The following is a 1,445-nucleotide window of genomic DNA, read 5'->3' on the forward strand; positions in this document are numbered from 1 at the left end:
TCGCCCGCGGCCCAGGTCGTGAGCTGGGTGCGCTCGGTCTCGGGCAGGTGGGAGAGGGTCGCGTCGCCGTTGGGGTCGGCGGCCATCGCCTCCAGCACCAACCGGTACATGACGCCCAGGCGCTGCAGGTTCGCCAAGCTGATCACATTGGTCGCACCCGCGAGGTCGAGCTTGCCGCCGACCGTGATGACGCTGAAGCCGAACTCGGTCGTGCCGTCGACCATCGTGCCCTCGACGTCGACCGAGGACTTGTCGACGAGGTGGAAGTCGAGGTACTCGAAGAGGGCGTTCAGCAGTTCCCGGTTGCCTCCGGCGGCGCGCTGGACGGCGGGCAGCGGGTAGCGGCGGTGGGACCAGATGGCGGTCTCGGTCGCGTGGGTGCGCTCGACCAGCTCGCGCCAGCTCGCGGCACCGCGCGTGGTGGGGAACGGCAGGGTGTTGAGGTGCATGCCGAGCACGCGGTCGGCGCCCGGTGCTTCCAGGCGGCCGTGGTAGACGACGCCGGTGTGGAAGGCGTCCTCGGCGGTGAGGCTGCCGAGCACCTTGAGGTGCGCGGCGAGCAGCACGTTCTTGAGCGAGGACTTCGCCTCGGTCGCGAGCCTGCGCAGGCCGTCCTCCAGGTCCGCGAACGGGATGTGGACGTGGTTGCGGTCCGCGACGCCGTTCAGGTCGGACTCGGCGAAGCCGTCCGGCAGGACCAGCGGGCTGTGGGTGTCGACGACCTGCTGCCAGAACGCCTGGGTCTGCGGGTCGGAGAGCGCGGTCTGCTCGGCGGCGATGAAGTCCGCGTAGCGGACCGACGGCACCTCGTAGGCCGCCGGCTCAAGGCCGTCCCGCAGGCTGCGGTAGCAGGCGAGCAGCTCCATCAGGAGGGTGTGGTAGCTCCACCCCTCGGTGATGGCGTGAATGTGACTGAACGTCAGGCGCCAGGCCTGGTCCGACTCGACGTGCACCGAGATGCGCAGCAGCGGGGCGGCGGTCAGCTCGAAGCCGTTCCGGTGCTCCTGCTCGACGTAGGCGAGCGTGAGGGCCGTCACCTCGGCCTCGGTCAGGCTGCGGACGTCGTGGATGGCGACCGGGATCTCGACGTCGGCGTGGACGAGCTGGAGCGGCTGGCTGAAGCCCTCCAGGTGCATCGAGGTGCGCAGGATGTCGTGCCGGGCCACCACGAGGTCGGCGGCGCGGCGGAACGCTGCGGCGTCGAAGGCCTTCGGGTCGGGCAGGCGGAAGGAGTTGATGTTCTGGTAGACGTCCCGGGACTCGGCCGCGAGCATCTCGACGAGCATGCCGGTCTGGATCTGGGAGAGCGGGTAGGCGTCGACGATGTCGGCCGGGAGGGCCTTGCGGTCCTCGTCCGAGATCTGGGTGAAGGGCTGGACGGCGGTGATGAGGGATTCGCCGGTGCCGTTGCCGGGGAGGGCTGCGGCCATGGCGGTGATGGTGCG

1 protein-coding gene is annotated in these 1,445 nt (G+C 70.2%); it reads right to left on the bottom strand.

Translation table 11 applies throughout. The features are described 5' to 3' along the window. On the bottom strand, positions 1-1,430 hold a 1,430-nt coding region (locus ACZ34W_RS38665; RefSeq protein ID WP_465611187.1), incomplete at its 3' end, for a condensation domain-containing protein. Positions 1,431-1,445: the final 15 nt, after the last annotated feature.

It is taken from the genome of Kitasatospora sp. NPDC022856 (genome assembly GCF_055561235.1).